Source organism: Streptomyces sp. CAU 1734, from assembly GCF_039888735.1.
GTDB lineage: Bacteria > Actinomycetota > Actinomycetes > Streptomycetales > Streptomycetaceae > Streptomyces.
The window spans coordinates 144,987-159,354 of the sequence record NZ_JBDQQP010000006.1 but is presented as its reverse complement, the minus strand read 5'-3'; the positions used below and the strand labels follow the sequence as shown (position 1 = coordinate 159,354).

At 71.7% G+C, this 14,368-nt stretch carries 9 protein-coding genes; 6 read left to right on the top strand and 3 right to left on the bottom strand.

The genetic code is table 11. The features are described 5' to 3' along the window. Window positions 1–55: 55 nt before the first annotated feature. Complete coding sequence (locus tag AAFN69_RS13400; protein WP_347728912.1) at window positions 56–1,969, bottom strand: NAD-binding protein; 1,914 nt, start codon at window positions 1,967–1,969, stop codon at window positions 56–58. 525 nt (window positions 1,970–2,494) lie between these two features. On the opposite strand from AAFN69_RS13400, the gene AAFN69_RS13395 reads away from it, so the two are divergent. The 5 genes from AAFN69_RS13395 (at window position 2,495) to AAFN69_RS13375 (ending at window position 7,529) form a co-directional block, all read left to right on the top strand. Continuing rightward, on the top strand, window positions 2,495–3,124 hold the full coding sequence (locus tag AAFN69_RS13395) for a hypothetical protein (RefSeq protein WP_347728668.1): 630 nt from the start codon (window positions 2,495–2,497) through the stop codon (window positions 3,122–3,124). 83 nt (window positions 3,125–3,207) lie between these two features. Beyond that, window positions 3,208–4,059 carry a phytanoyl-CoA dioxygenase family protein gene (locus AAFN69_RS13390; protein WP_347728667.1) on the top strand — a complete coding sequence of 284 codons (852 nt, stop codon included), beginning with the start codon at window positions 3,208–3,210 and terminating at the stop codon, window positions 4,057–4,059. 60 nt (window positions 4,060–4,119) lie between these two features. Next, window positions 4,120–5,088, top strand: coding sequence for a phytanoyl-CoA dioxygenase family protein (locus AAFN69_RS13385; protein ID WP_347728911.1), 969 nt, complete (start codon window positions 4,120–4,122; stop codon window positions 5,086–5,088). A gap of 15 nt (window positions 5,089–5,103) precedes the next feature. Next, entirely contained in the window at window positions 5,104–6,711 is a 1,608-nt protein-coding gene (locus AAFN69_RS13380; protein ID WP_347728666.1) for a B12-binding domain-containing radical SAM protein, read from the top strand. Continuing rightward, window positions 6,708–7,529 carry a TylF/MycF/NovP-related O-methyltransferase gene (locus AAFN69_RS13375; protein ID WP_347728665.1) on the top strand — a complete coding sequence of 274 codons (822 nt, stop codon included), beginning with the start codon at window positions 6,708–6,710 and terminating at the stop codon, window positions 7,527–7,529. The genes AAFN69_RS13380 and AAFN69_RS13375 overlap by 4 nt, the downstream gene beginning before the upstream one ends. A gap of 46 nt (window positions 7,530–7,575) precedes the next feature. Here the strand turns inward: AAFN69_RS13375 and AAFN69_RS13370 are convergent, their stop codons facing one another. Together AAFN69_RS13370 and AAFN69_RS13365 are read right to left on the bottom strand one after the other, a co-directional pair. Beyond that, entirely contained in the window at window positions 7,576–8,751 is a 1,176-nt protein-coding gene (locus AAFN69_RS13370) for a DUF418 domain-containing protein (protein ID WP_347728664.1), read from the bottom strand. Window positions 8,752–8,908: 157 nt separating this feature from the next. Continuing rightward, entirely contained in the window at window positions 8,909–10,129 is a 1,221-nt protein-coding gene (locus AAFN69_RS13365; protein WP_347728663.1) for a sulfite oxidase, read from the bottom strand. A 966-nt stretch (window positions 10,130–11,095) separates the two neighbouring features. On the opposite strand from AAFN69_RS13365, the gene AAFN69_RS13360 reads away from it, so the two are divergent. After that, a complete protein-coding gene (locus AAFN69_RS13360) occupies window positions 11,096–14,365 on the top strand; it encodes a hypothetical protein (RefSeq protein ID WP_347728662.1) in 3,270 nt (1,089 codons plus the stop codon). The last annotated feature ends 3 nt before the right edge of the window (window positions 14,366–14,368 follow it).

The window sequence follows — 14,368 nt, the reverse complement described above, 5'->3', positions numbered from 1 at the left end:
CGCGGGCCGGTCACCGGCCGCCGCCACTCGTCCGGGTGAACCTCCGGGGCAGGGCTCAGCGTGCGTCCATCCGGCCGTCCGCGGTGTGCCCGGCGCCGGGGTGTCCGACGAGCTCGGCGAATCCCTGGCGGGTGGCGGCGACGACCACCCGGTCGCGGGAGCGGAGGACATAGCCGGGGTGGAGCTCCCAGAGCAGTCCCGGACGGCCGCCGGGACCGTCCGGGCGGGATGCGCCCAGATCGGGCCGGCGGTCCTCGGGAGCGGCGGTGTCCAGGGCGATCACCCGCCAGGCTCCCGGCCGGAAGGATTCCGCGATGGTCCGTCCCGCCAGTCCCGGATGAGCGGCGACCTCCAGCGAGGCGAAGAGCAGCACCCGGCGCTCGACCGGGATCGCGCCGAGGATCTGCCGGCCCATCATGGCGGCGGCGAAGGCGGGGGCGGCGAGGTGCGTCACGCTGCGGCTGCGGGTGAGCGCGTCCGGGTGGGTGGCGCGCAGGGTGCGGTACACGGCGGTGGAGAAGTCGTCGTCGTACAGGCGCAGCGCCACCCGGATGTCCGGCTGGAGCGACCGGGCGTGCAGCACGGCCTCCAGATTGGTGATGTCGGAGCTGGTGAGGGCGAGCAGCGCGTGCGCGCGGTGGATGCGGGCGGCCTTGAGTACGCCCTCGTCGGTGACGTCGCCGAGCGTCACGGGGATGCGCAGCCGGCGGGTGAGCGCGAGTCCGCGCGCCTCCGGGTCGGCCTCCACACAGACCACGGGGATCTCCAGTTCGCGCAGTTGCGCCAGCACCCTGGTGCCGATCTTTCCCAGGCCGAGCAGGACGACATGTCCCGAGAGACCGCGCGGCGGCCGGCGGGGCGTGCTGCCCGTGCGGAAGGCTCCGAACGCCTCCAGGACGGCCGCGAAGAGGACGGGGAGCAGCAGCAGTCCCACCAGTCCGGCCAGGATCTGGAGCAGCTGGCGGCCGGCCGGCTCGCCCACGGCCGGTTCGTTGATGCCGAGCAGATCGAGCAGGGTGAGATAGGCGGCTTGCAGCGGGTGGTCGCCCGTGGTCAGCCAGGCGGCGAGGGTGAGTCCGGCGAGGGCGGCCGTCAGCCCCGCCAGGGACCGGCGCAGCCGCCGGGAGAGCAGGGAGGCCACCGGGAGCGAGGCGGTGATCGGCCACGGTTCGGCCCGGGCCGGGCCGTCGTGGGAGACCGCCTCCAGGACCACGGTGGCCCGGCCGGCGGCGGTCGCCGTCTCCCGCTCGTCCGGGAGCAGCCGGGGTCCGTCCTCGCCGCTGTGCTCCGAGCCCTCGCTGCCGGCCGGGTCGCTCCTGGTGGCCGAGAGCAGCGCCAGGGTGCACAGGCCCGGATCGGGGATCTCGCCGGGCCCCGGGGGCGGACGTTCGGCCGCGCGCAGCAGCAGGCCGTCCGCCTGGATCACTTTTCCGGCGCCGGCCACGGCGGTGGCCGCGAGCGCGGGCGCGGCGGTGTCGGCGTCCGACAGGACGGTGGTCGAGGCGTCGAGTTCCCTCATGCCGATACCGGGAGCGGCGACCAGGGCCGCCTGGTCGAGCAACTCCTCCAGATGCTGGCCGAGTTTGCGGTTGTAGAGCCGGATCACCAGCCGCAGCCTCGGGTTGAGCCGCCGCGCGGTCAGCGCCGCACGTACGTTGACCTCGTCGTCCTCGTACACCAGCGCCAGTGCGGCGGCCCCGGGCACACCGGCGCCGGTCAGCACCTCGCCGGCGGGTTCGGCGGCCTCGATCACCCGCAGCGCCCCCGCGGAGGGTGGCCCGCCGCCCGGCGGGCGGTTCCCGGCCGCCGTGTTCCGGCCGAGGAATCCGAGCCTTCGGCCGGTCCGGCGGTCGCCGGCCGGCTGGGGTTGCCGGGCTTCGGGGACCACGAGGGTCACCTGTTCCTGGTAGATCTCACACAGTTCGTCCGCCAGCCGGTGGGCGAGCCCGTCGTCGCCGCAGACGACCATTCCGCCTGCTCGCAGGCCCTGCTGAGGGGGTATCGGGTGGGAAGGCACGCGGACAGGATGCCACGCGGCGCCCGGCCGCTCCCGGGAGCCGGCCGGGCGCGGGTCCACGGGAATCGGCGCGGCGTCAGGGCCCGCGCGGGCCGTGGCCGGGACCGCCCGTGACGGACGGGACCGGGACACCGGCACTCGGCACTCGGCACTCGGCACTCGGCTCACGGTGCCGGCCCGCACGGTCGCAGGCGCCGACGCCGCGCGCCGCGCGCCGCGCGATGTCCGGGCACTCCCCGCCCGGACATCCCGTCAGGGAATTACCGGCGCCGGAACTTCCCGATGCCCGGTGAATTTCGTGATCACATTCCTCCGGCTGAGCGGCATATGACGGGCCGTCGCTCGCGTGTACACATCCCGCGCAGTGGATTCGCAATGACTTCTTGACCCCCATCGGGGCCGTTGGTAGCATTCGGCAGCGTACTCCGGCAATATCCGCCCTCGTCTTTGGGATGTCATCTCAAGGAGGCCGAAGCAATGGGTACAGCCATCAGCGTGAATACACCGCTGCGGATCAATCAAGTCGGCGCCGAAAATCTCTCGTATTTGCGCGACGAGGCGTCCGGTCTCGGCAAGAAGGCAATGGAGCTGACCGATTCCTGGGGTCAGGCCATGTTCATCCTCGACCGTGAGACCGTCGAAAAAATCTTCTCGGCCGTCGGGTTCTCCCCCGAAGTCGTCTCGGGGGTGTACGACGGTGTCCGCGACATCGCGTATGTCGAGCACCGGGTGTCCGGCGAGCCCGCCCGGTCCGAGTTCACCTACCACGCGCTGGACGCGGCCTGTCTGGTGCTGCGCGGCTTCCGCGACCTCGGCACGGCTCTGGCCGAAGCCGACGACACCAGCGCGGAGAAGCTCATCGACCGGGAGCGCGAGCTCTTCGGCCGGATCATGGAGAGCCTCCCGGAGTACTGCCGGAGCCTCATGTTCTCGCCCGAGGTCGCGGCCCGGGTGGTCGCCTCGCTCGGCGGCCGGGTGAGCGCGGCGAAGCTGTACGAGCTGGCCGGCGAGTTCAGCGGCCGGGTGACCCTGGATCTGGAGGGACGCCGCGGTGTGTCCACCCAGTTCATCCGGGCCTTCACCCTGACGCTCTCGGCGACCGTGTAGCGGTGCCGCCCGTGTCCGTCCGGCCGTCGCGCCGGCCGGACGGACACCGCCCGGATCCGGCCGCCCGACATCTGGAGTACCCGATGCCCGGCCTCACGCGGCAACAGATCGAGCACTACCGGCGAGAGGGCTTCGTCGTGGTCCCGTCGCTGCTCACGGCGGCGGACATCCAACTCGTCGACGCGGCGGTCGAGGAGCTCGCCGGCGACGGCGACCCGGAGCGGATCGCGGCCGTCTTCGAGTTCGAGCGGGAATCCGTCGGCGGGGAGCGGGTGGCCCGCCGTCTCCACCAGCCGTACGAGCAGCACCGGACCTTCGCCCGGCTGGCGGCGGACGAGCGCGTCACCGACCGTGTGGTCTCCCTGCTCGGACCGGATCTGGCGCTCCAGCACAGCAAGCTGAACCTCAAGCCGGCCCGGGTGGGCGCCCCGGTCGACTGGCATCAGGATCTGACCTACTTCCCGCACACCAACGACGACCTGGTGGCCGTCCTCATCCACCTCGACGACGCCACCGAGCGGAACGGCTGCGTCGAGCTGCTGCCCGGGCGGCACCGGCGCTTTCTCGATCACTCGCTGCCGGACGGCTCCTTCGCCGGCCGGATCACCGAATCCCTCGACGAGGAACGCCACGGCGCCCCGGTGGCGGTGGAGGGAAAAGCGGGAAGTGCGATCTTTCTGCATCCATTGACACCACACCGATCGGCGGAGAACAGATCTCCGCAACGGCGCCGGGCACTGATCTATCAATACCGGGCGGCCGACGCGTTCCCGATCTACACCGGAAAACATGTGGTGGCCGTCGAGGAGTGCGCACATCACATCCGGGGCGAACGGTCCTCAGTGGCTCGATTCGGCGGACCTGCGCCGGTGATCCACCGGCCCGAAGGGGACCCGAAGTCGCTGTATCAACTCCAGGAGATGTCGCGGAAGTAATTCCCCCGACGCCTCGCCGGCGCGCCCGATCCGGGCGGAAATCCTCGGAGCGTGGGAAAGATGATGAACCCGAGCCTGCTCGCGGAATTCAGGGACCAGGGATATGTCATCGGCAAGGACATCCTCGATCCGGAGACCGCGCTGAAGCCCGTGATCGACGAATACGCCGAGGCGGTCGGCCGGCTGGCGCGGACGGGGGTCCACGGCGGTCCGCCGGTGGAGCTCGACGCGGACGCCGCCCCCGTCGACCGGCTGCTCCACCTCATGCGCGAGACCCACGGCGCCTGCTTCCAGGCCCTGGACATCACCCTCCCGATGGAGGACGACATCCTCCCGGACACCCCGCTGCACCTGGGCCCCGCGGTCTTCCGCCTGCTGCGGAACGAGGCCCTGCTGGACGCGGTGGAGGCGTTCATCGGCCCGGAGATCCTCTCCAATCCGGTGCAGCACATGCGGATCAAACCGCCGGAGCGCGCCATCTCCGAGAAGAACAGGGCTCATACGCTGACGCTGACCGGCCGGACGTTCTGGCATCAGGATCTCGCCGTGGTGACGGAGGACGCGGACGACACCGATCTGATCAGCGCGTGGATCCCGCTCAATGAGGCGACCGCGGAGAACGGCTGTCTGCTGGTCGTGCCGGGCAGCCACCGGCGCGGTCTGGTGCGGCACTGCGACACCCCGGCGTATCAGGGGATCCCGGACGATGTCGTCGGCGAGCACCGGGTGCCGCTGCCCGTCTCCCCGGGCGATGTCATCTTTCTGCACCCGCTGATCATGCATGCCTCGCTGCCGAACCTGAGCGACGGCGGACGCTGGAGCTTCGATCTGCGCTACAGCCCGGCCGACATGCCGACCGGCCGCCGCTGGTATCCGGATTTCCTCGCCCGCAGCAGGTCCCGGCCCGGGGACGAACTGACCGATCCCGGGGAGTGGGCGGCGTCCTGGCGGGCCGCCCGGCGGACCCTGGCGGGCCGGGAACGGCCCCGCTTCCACCGCTGGGATCCCGCCGATCCCCTGTGCGCCTGAACCGGGAGCAGCCCGATGATCGATCTGGACACACTCAGCGGCGGCGGCCGTTTCTCGGTCCGTGCGGGACCGCCGCGGCTGGCACTGGTGCATCACGGATTCCGGGCGAACCAGATCGGTTTCGCGGACTCCCGTCAGGACCGCTTCACCGACCGCTACTCCTCGCTCGGTCTGCTCAATCTGGCGCGCTCCGCCGAGGTCGACTTCGAGCGGAACAGGATCCGGTACCGCCCCGAATTCCGGTACTTCGACGAGGACCGGCACGCGGACGACAAACGGCTGGCCGAGGCGATCACCGAGTGGCTGCGTCCGGCGAGCGCACGCTTCGTGCTGGTCAGCCTGTACTCGCTGGCGTTCGAGCGCACCGCGCGCATGCTGTCGCTGCTGGACCCGGCGGAGATGTGCATCGTCATCGGCGGGGCACACCCCACCATGGCGCCGCAGGCGGACTTCGCCCATCTGGTGGTGAGAGGGGAGGGCGGCGCGGCGCTGCGGCACATGCTGAACGAACTGCTGGAACCGGGCTTCGGCGAGGGACCCGAGGCCCGCGGAATCTGCTTCACCCGGGGCGGCGAGTCGCGGGTGAGCCCCCCGGCGTTCGACAGATCACTCGCCACGATTCCCGCGCCGGCCTTCCGCTACGACCTCAGCAGGCCGGCGGGCGAGGCCGTCGAGCCGGTCCGGGTGCGCTGGTGGAAGTCGCTCGGCAGCCGTCCGCAGATCTACATCTGCACCCAGAGCTGCCGGGCCCGCTGCTCCTTCTGCTCGACCTATGTCATCCACGGGAATCTGGTCTCCCGGCCGGTTCCGCTGATCTCCGCCGATCTCGACCACATCATCGGCGAGCTGGGACACGACTCCATCGAGTTCCATGACGACGATCTCCTCCAGCACGGCGAACTGGACGAGCTGCTGGACGATCTGGGGCGCCGGGGTGTGCCGTGGAGCTGCAACGCCCGTTCCGAGTTCATGGACGAGGAGATGGCCGGGAAGCTGTACCGGGCCGGGTGCCGGAAGGTGTTCCTCGGTATCGAGTCGCTGAACCAGCGCACGCTCGACCACTACCGCAAGGGCACCACGGTCGAGATGAACAAGAACGGGGTGCGGGTGCTCGACGCCGCCGGGATCGGTGTCGTCTGCGGCTTCATCATCGGGGCTCCGCACGACACGGTGGAGAGCATCCTCCAGGACATCGATCAGGTGCTGGAGCTGCCGATCATGTTCCTGAGCGCGGCCATCCTCACCCCGGACATCGGCACCGCCGAGTTCAGCCGGGCGAAGAAGCGGATACCGCTGCTGCGCTCCCTCGGTGACGAGGGAACGGGGATGAACATCCGCCCGCGCCCCGATCTGTTCGGCTCGGCGACCCCCTACGGTCTGCCGACCGTCTGCGAGGCGGTGCCGAAGCCGCTGCTCAATGAGTTGTACGCGCTGGCGAACTGCGAGTTCTTCCTCAGGGAGTCCAGTGTGGAACGCATCTCCCGGCTGACGCCGCCCGACCGGCTGGACGAGGCCGAGGCGTGGTGCGCGGTCCAGCGGGAGCGGGCGGCCGAGCTCATGGTGTCGGCGGAGCTCGGCGTCGTACGGGAACGGGCTTCCGCGCTGCCGGCCGTGCGCGCGTGACCGCGGCCGGCGGTGCCGGGGCGCCGCGGGAGGGGTATCTCACCCCGCGCGGCCCGGATTGGGCCGCGCGGATGCTGCCGAGCGGGGTGGTGGCCTGCTTCGACGCGCTCTGCGACGCGGAACGCCGGACGGCCCGGGAATTCCTGGCGGACAGGGGCCTCGGGATCTCCCCGGCACAGCGCCGCCGGCTGCTGCGGCAGCACTATCTGGCGTCGCGGTACCTGATCAGCCCGCACACGACCGGTGAGATGCTCGCCTTCTGCCGGGCGGTTCTGACCCTGCCGCCCGAGGTGCCCGGCTGTGTGGTGGAGGCCGGCAGCTATCAGGGTTCGAGCTCGGCGAAGTTCAGCGTCGCGGCCGGGCTGGCGGGCCGGCGTCTGATCGTCTGCGACTCCTTCCAGGGGCTTCCCCGGGTGGCGGAGCGGCACGGGCTGAGCATCACCGGGCGTCCGGTGGTCTTCCACGAGGGGGACTTCGCCGGATCGCTGGAGGAGGTGCGGGGGAACATCGCGAGATTCGGCACCCCCGAGGTGTGCTCCTTCGTGCCCGGCTGGTTCGAGGAGTCGCTGCCGTCCTGGCGCGAGCCCATCGCGGCGCTCTATCTCGATGTCGATCTGGCGGCCTCCACCCGTACCTGCCTCAAGTACCTCCACCCGTGGCTCTCCCCCGGCGGCCGGGTCTTCTCCCAGGACGGTCATCTCCCGCTGGTCCTCGATGTGCTGCGGGACAAACGGTTCTGGAACGACGAGCTGGGGGTGGATCCCCCGGTCGTCGACGGAATGGGAGTACGGAAGCTGGTCAGCTTCTCGAAGCCGTGACGAGCGCCCGGCCGGGCGGGGTCCCCCGCCCGGCCGGCGTGCGGTGTCAGCGCCGCAGCGCCCACTTCTGCACCGACTCCAGCGGCCCCGTGCGGAAGCGCCGCAGCCAGAGCACGGATCCCGCCATCAGTATCGCGCTGACCACCGCCCACAGGCCCATCACCCACCAGGGCTGCCACGACTCGCCCAGCCGGTGCGCGAGTCCGAGTCCGATGCCGTACGCGAGGAACATGCAGAGCACGTTCTGGAGCACATAGCCGGAGAGCGCGGTCCGGCCGACGCAGGTGAGCCCGTTCAGCAGGATCCCCGGCCGGCGCACCCGGTCCACGAGAACTCCGATCAGACCGATGTAGCCGACGGCGGTCAGCGGCCCGGCGATGTAGCGGTCCAGCAGGAACAGCTCCGGACCCGCCGCGGCGGTGAGCACGGTCAGGGGAGCGCCGAGGCCCAGACCCCATACGAGCATCCGCGACCGGATGCGGCGCCCCGTCTCGTCGGCACCGAAGGCGCCGGCCCGGAAGAGGCGCACCCCCAGCAGGAAGAGGAAGAGGAGCAGGAAGAACGACAGCACCGGCTCCACCCGGAAGGCGAGCGCGTTCTCCAGCCGGAAGGCGACCTGGTCGGTCCAGTCGCCGTGCGCGTACAGCTCGACCGCCTCGCGCGAGACCCCGGCGCCGCTCTGTGCCCCCTCGGCCGCCAGTACGGCCGTCAGCAGGCCCATCAGCGTCAGATGCGCCCCCGCGGCCCAGCACATCACCCTGTGCCGCGCCCGGTCCGAGCGGGTCAGCAGCCAGGCCACCAGCAGCGCGGTGACCGCGTACCCCATCAGTACGTCCCAGGCGAAGACCAGGAGGAAGTGGACGGTCCCCTCGGCGAAGAGGAAGAGCGCCCGCCCCCGGTACCGGCCGGGCCAGGGCTTGCCGCGCCGGCGGGCGGAGGCGTACTGGATGGCGAGTCCCACACCGAAGAGGATGGTCAGCAGGGAGAGGAACTTGCCGTTCGCCAGCATCCGCATCACGCTGCCGGCCGCCTCCGGGAAGGAGGCGAAGGAGGTCTGCGGCTGCCCGCCGGTCAGGACGCCCCACTCGGCGCCGGGCACGGTGAAGACCCAGACATTGGTCATCAGGGTGCCGATGATCGCCGCGCCGCGCAGGACATCGAGGAGCGGGAGACGGGTGGATGGTCCGGCCGCCTTGGCAGGGGACGGAAGGATGTCGGTCATGCATGCATCGTCCCGCCGGGCCGGGCCGGCTTCGTCCTGACTGAAGACGAAGGTCCGGTACACCGAAAGATGTACCGGGCGGAGCACCGGCTCCCTCTCACGCCGGGGGCGGGCCGCCGGCGTGAGAGGCGTGGCGGGGAGGCGGGGAGGCCGGTGGTCAGACGACGGTCACGGGGTGCCGGACGACCGCGTCGAAGAGATAGCCCTGGGTGTTGTGCACGGTCCTGGCCGGCTGGGTGTTCCCGGCGGCGTCCGTGGTGCGGGCGAGCAGTTCGGCGGGGCCGGGGTGGCGCGGGCGCCAGTCGGCCGTCCAGCGCACCCAGTTGTCGCGGCGGGGGGTGTCGCGCAGCCGTACCGGCCGCCAGCGCCCGCCCCCGTCGGTGCTGATCTCCACCTTGCGCACCGGCGCGGCGGCGGACCAGGCGCGGCCGGTGAGCCGGTGTGTCGCGCCCGCCTCCAGGGTCGCGCCGAGCGGCAGTTCCAGGGAGCTCTTGAGGGTCTGGCGGGTGAGCGGTTCGCTGCCGCCGGGCGGGTGGGCGGCTCCGAAGAGCCGGTAGAAGCGCGTGTTCCACGGTGAGGTGAGCGGTGTGTCGCTGACCTCGATGTCCCCGAGCCATTTGATGGAGGCGATCCCGATCCAGGACGGGACGACGACACGGACCGGGAAGCCGTGGTCGTACGGGAGGGGCTCGCCGTTCATCTCGTACGCGAGGATCACATCGTCCAGCGCCTTGGCGATGGGCAGCGGCCGGCGCACTCTGCCGAGACTGACCCCGTCGCTGATGAATTCGTCGTCCAGACCGCGCGGCATCACCTCCACGGCGGAGGCGGAGAGTCCGGCGCGGTGCAGGACATCGCGCAGCCGTACGCCGCGCCAGCGGGCGGCGCCGATGGCGCCGAGTGTCCAGGAGGTGCCGCTGACCGTCTCACCCTGCTGGGTGGCGAAGAAGCTGCGGCCGTTGCCCGCGCATTCGACGACGGCGGTCCGGGTGACGGAGGGCAGGTCGCGCAGCTGCCCGTAGCTGAAGCGGACGGGGGTGCGGCCGCGCAGGCCGCTGCCCCAGACGGTCAGACTCCAGTCGCTCTCGGCGAGCCGCGGGGTGGAGGTGTGGTTGCGGACGAAGAAGCGGTCGGCGGGGGTGAGTACACCGGTGTCGCGCAGGGCGGTGACCTTGGTCTCGGCATTGGTGCCGCGGATGGTGAACAGCTCGGGCGGCAGCGGTTTGACGATGCCCGGGGCGACGGCGGGCGCGGGGGCAGGAGCGGCGGGGGCGGCCGAGGCGGGTGAGCCGGCCGTGAGGGGGATCGCCGTGGCGACAGGGGCGGCACCGAGCAGTTTGAGGAGCGCGCGGCGGCCGGGGGCATGGGCAGCGGACATCGGAGCCTCCGGGAACGGGGGGCGAAAGGGGTACGGAGAGAGGGGGCCGGCCGGATTCAGCGGCGACAGGAGCGCGCGCTGCGCGAAGTGGCTTCCGGGGAGGGGCAGTTGCCCAGGGGGTCGGCCATGTCCGTGATCGTAGCCGCGGAGCCGGACGCGCGGGCGGGATTCACCCGGACCGGTTCACCGCGCGGGCCGGGCTCCGGAGGGAAGGGGGCCGGTACGGGCGGGGGCGCGGTGATCCGCCGGCGGTCACCGGGGATCCGGGTACCGCCGGCGGGCGGCTCGTCCTCGGTGCGGAGGGGGCGTCCGGGCGGCAGTCCCTGACGAAGGGGAATCGGCGTGCCCCGGCGGCCGAGATGCTGCGGATCGTGAACGAGTCGGAGGCTCCCGGGGCGGTGTCCGGCCCACCCTGACGCAGGGCCCGGCCGCGAGCCGCCGGGCATACGGGCTCCTGCGGGCGGTGCGCCGCGAACGTTCCGCCGGCATACGGGCTCCACCGGGCGGTGCGCCGTGACGCGCCCGTCCCGTGAACGGTCCGGCGACAGCCGGGCGACGGCCCGGCGACGCCCCTTCCCGCACTGTGGCGCGGGGAGTGCCCGCAGGGCACCGAGCGGGGAGGCGCGATCCGATGCCATCGCCCAGGGTTCTCGCGCCGCGGGCCAAGGCCCCGGCGACTTCGGCCGTACCGGTCAAGGAGCGGCCCGCGCCGCCGCACCCGGCCGCACGGGTCTCCAACGCGGCGGTGGCCGCCGCCGCGGCGGCGGGGACCCGGGTGCCGCCGGCCGCGGCGCGGAGCGGGGTGGGCAATGGGGCGTTCGCGGCTGCCGCTCAGCGCACGGAGCCCGCCCCCCGGCCGGCGGTGGACCGGGCGGCGCGGCGGGAACGGCGGGGGCGCGGCCCGGGCCGCACGCGGATCCGAGGTTCGCCGCGCTGAAGACGGCGGTGCGCCGCACCCAGCGGTCCGTGGCGGGTTCGCATCCGCCGCCCAGCGCGGAGGCGGCGGCGGCTCAGGAGGCTGCCCGCCCGCCCCGGGACGACGCGCCGGCGCAGGGCAAGGCCGCGCAGGCCGAGAGGATGAACGAGGCACGGCCCCGGGAGTTCGACCGGGACGCCTTCATCAGGGCGGTCGAGAAGGCGATCGCGGAGAAGGCGCCGCGGAATCTCGACGAGGCGGACAGATTCGCCGACTCGGGGAAGGCCGACGAGGTGCGCGCCGAGGTGCGGGGGAAGGCCGGCGAGGGCCGGGCGGAGTCGGCCGGGGAGATCACGGCGACGACCGCCGCGCCGCCGGATCTGTCCGCCGCCGTGCCGAAGAATGTCGTCCCGCTCACCGCCGACCGCCCGCCCGGCGCGCCGCCCGCGCCCGCCCCGGGGAACGCGGTTCCGGAGAGACTGCCGTCCTCCGCCACCGACATGTCCGCCGGGCCGGCGGATGTGAACCGGCGGATGGCGGCGGGGAAGGTCACCGAGGCGCAGCTGAAGCGGTCGAACGAACCCGCGTTCGCCAAGGCGCTGAACGAGAAGAAGAGCCTTGAGGCGCACTCGGCCGCTGCCCCCGGACGGCTGCGCGCCGGCGAGACGAACCGGCTGCGCGCCGCCGCGGCGAACGCGAAGGCGCTCGGCACCGGCGCGATGAGGGCGATGGCCGCCGGGCGGGTGACGGCGGGAGAGCTGGTCGATACGGGCAAGGCCGGCGCCCGGGACCGGGACGAGGAGCGGCGGGCCCAGGTCACGGCGGTTCTGCACGGCGTCTTCGACACCATGAAGCGGGAGGTCGAGGGCGTGCTCAGCGGCCTCGACAAGCTGGTGGACGATCAGTTCGACCGGGGTGAGAAGGAGGCCAGGGAGTGGTTCACCGCCGAGCACCGGCGGCGGATGGACGAGTACAAGGACCGGCGCTACTCGGGCGCGGCCGGGAAACTGCGCTGGATCGGCGATCTGTTCACCGGGCTGCCCGCCGAGGCGGACCAGATCTTCACGCGGGCCCGGGACGGCTATCTCCGCCGGATGCGGCAGGTGATCTCCGACGTCGCCACCACGGTCGGCGCGGAGCTCGGCCGGGCGAAGCGGCGCATCGCGCGGGGCCGGGAGGAGCTGCGGGACACGGTGGCGAAGCTCCCCGCCGGCCTGCGGGCCATCGGCAGGGAGGCGGCGGCCGAATTCACCGACCGGTTCGCGGAGCTGACCCGGTCGGTGGACGACAAGGGCACCCAGCTGGTCGACACCCTGGCCACCAGGTACACCGAGGCGCTGGCCGCGGTCGACAGCGAGATCGCCGCGGAGAAGGAGAAGAACAAGGGGCTGATCGCCAAGGCCGCCGAGGCGGTCATGGGCGTCATCGAGACCATTCTGGAGCTCAAGCGCCTGCTGCTGGCGGTGCTCGCCAAGGCCGCGCAGGCGGTGCTGATGATTCTCGGCGACCCGGTCGGCTTCCTGCGCCATCTGGTCGCGGCCGTGGGCGCCGGGCTGCGGCAGTTCCTGCGGAACATCGGCACTCATCTGCGGCAGGGCATCATGTCCTGGCTGCTGGGCCAGGTGAGCGGGGCGGGAATCCAGCTCCCGGCGAAGTTCGACGCACCGGGCATTCTGGGCATGATCGCCGGTCTGCTCGGTCTGACCTGGCAGAACATCCGGTCCCGGATCGCCCGCCAGGTGCCGGAGCCGGCGATCGCGGCCGCCGAGACCGCCGTACAGCTGATCGCCGAGGTCCGCAGGCGGGGCTTCGCCGCCCTGTGGGAGGAGCTCAAATCCCGGGTCGGCGATCTGCGCAAGACCCTGCTGGACAAGGTCATCGAGTATGTGACGCCCACGATCGTGATGGCCGGGATCACCTGGGTGCTCTCCCTGCTCAACCCCGCCTCGGCCTTTGTCCGGGCGGTCAAGCTGATCATCGACATCGTGACCTTCGTGGTGACGCAGGCACGCCGGATCATCGACTTCGTCAATGCCGTCCTGGATTCGGTCATCGCCATCGCCAGGGGCGGGGGCGGCGGTGTGCCGGATCTGGTGGAACGCGCGCTGGCCCGGTCCGTCCCGGTGCTGCTGGGCTTTCTGGCCTCGCTGCTCGGCATCGAGGGCATCGCCGCGAAGGTGAAGCAGATCGTGCAGGCCCTGGCCGCGCCGGTGAACAAGGCGGTGGACTGGGTGGTGGACAAGCTGGTCGGGCTGGTCAAGAAGGTGTGGGAGAAGGTCAAGGGCCTCGCCGGGTCCGCCTTCGGCTGGATCGCCCGGAAGATCAAGGGAAAGACCGTGGCCAAGTCCTTCACGATGGTCTCCGGGGAACCGCACACCCTCACGGCCCACCCGGGCGACTCCGCGCTGAGGGTGACCATCGCGAGCGCCTTCGCCGGCGAGGTCCGGGCGGTGATGGGGAAGGTGCGGGCCGAGGCGGACAAGCTGCCCGAGCCGGACCGGGCCGGGGCGCTGGCGACGATCGGCCGGATCGACGCCCAGCTGGCGCGCATGAAGGCGGCGGAGGCGAAATGGGTCTCCGGGAAGAAGGCGGCGGAGAAGGACGTGGCCCGGCGGATCCAGACACGGCGCGACAAGAAGAAGATCACGACGGATGAGCAGGCCGAGGCGCTGAGCAAGCAGTGGCTCGCGGAGAAGGAGCAGCGGCTCCACCGGCCCATCGAGCAGCTCCTCGCCGCCCAGATCGGGGAGTTGAGCAGGCTCACGAGCATGAAGCAGTTCACCGGTACTCCGGGCAAGCGTTGGATCCCCGCGGGTTACGACGTCCGTACCCGGCTCTATGTACTGGGGAGCGGCTGGCAGTCGAAGTCCCGGAACTGGCGGGAGAAGGAGAAGGCCGCACTGGTCAAGACCGTGAAGGCGGCACTGGAGGCGCCGAAGCCGAAGGGGGAGGCGCAGCTGAACCGGCTCGACAAGAAGTTCAAGCTGCCGGAGGGCGCGCTCGATCTGTTCGACAAGGGCAAGCTCAGGGCGAGTCATGTCGAGACCACCGCGTACGAGGTCGACCACTCCGAACCGCTCGCCGAGCACTGGCACAGACGGGGTCGCGCCTCGGACGACACCGAGCGCCGCAATCACTGTGTGGACGAGTCGAAGTGGGACCTCATCACCAAGTCCCACAACGCCAGCAAGCAGGCGGGGGGATTCCAGTACAGCAGGAGTCCCGAGCTCGGGAAGTCGTTCACCAGCAGTCTCGCGGACGGCGGGGTGAAGAACGCCAAGCGCATCGACGGACGTTCGCTGCTCGACCCGCCCAAGTAGCGA